At 57.6% G+C, this 582-nt stretch carries 1 protein-coding gene; it reads right to left on the bottom strand.

The genetic code is table 11. From position 1 onward, the window contains the following. Window positions 1–582, bottom strand: a 582-nt coding sequence (locus FCN80_RS26280; RefSeq protein ID WP_445081522.1) for a VirB4 family type IV secretion/conjugal transfer ATPase, incomplete at both ends; no start/stop codon positions are given.

The raw sequence follows: 582 nt of genomic DNA, 5'->3' as shown, positions 1-582 counted from the left end.
CATTGGTGCCGAGAATGCAGGTACTGGCCGGGTTCTTTTCATTGAACTCGTCCTTGTCCGCCAGCGTGTTATGCAGGTTCAGGTAGTAGCCATCCCCTGACGGGGTGCGCAGCAAGGCCATCGCATCCCCCCAGGGCGCGTTATCGCGCTTGCCGGGGTAGAAATTATGCAGCGCGGCCAGCTCCACAAAGTTCTGGCTGCTCAGTTCCCCCTTGCGGGGCCGCAGATGATAGTTGCCGGGCAGTTGCGCCATAAATGCAGCTGAAAGCGAAAGTTCAGCGGGAACCGGGGTAATGCCGAGATTGTTCAGGGCGTTGCTGATTTCACCGGTATCGACCACCAGACTGTCCAGCGTGCGGGAAAACACCATGATGGAGAAATGGTGTTTCCCATAAGCGATTTTCCCCGATGTCAGCAGGTCAAGCGCCACATCCAGATCCAGCCGCTGGGATACGGCATCATCATCTGCACTCATTAACAGACGGCGGGTGCGTTTGATGGCCTTCCGGGCCTCCTCGCGTGACATGCAGGTGTAGGACTGTGTGATCACATAATCGCAGGGGGCGTACAGCAGCGAGTCCA

The sequence above is a fragment of the Martelella alba genome (genome assembly GCF_005217455.1).
Lineage (GTDB): Bacteria > Pseudomonadota > Gammaproteobacteria > Enterobacterales > Enterobacteriaceae > Acerihabitans.
The sequence above is the reverse complement of the archived record's forward strand: the minus strand, read 5'-3'. Positions and strand labels throughout refer to the sequence as shown.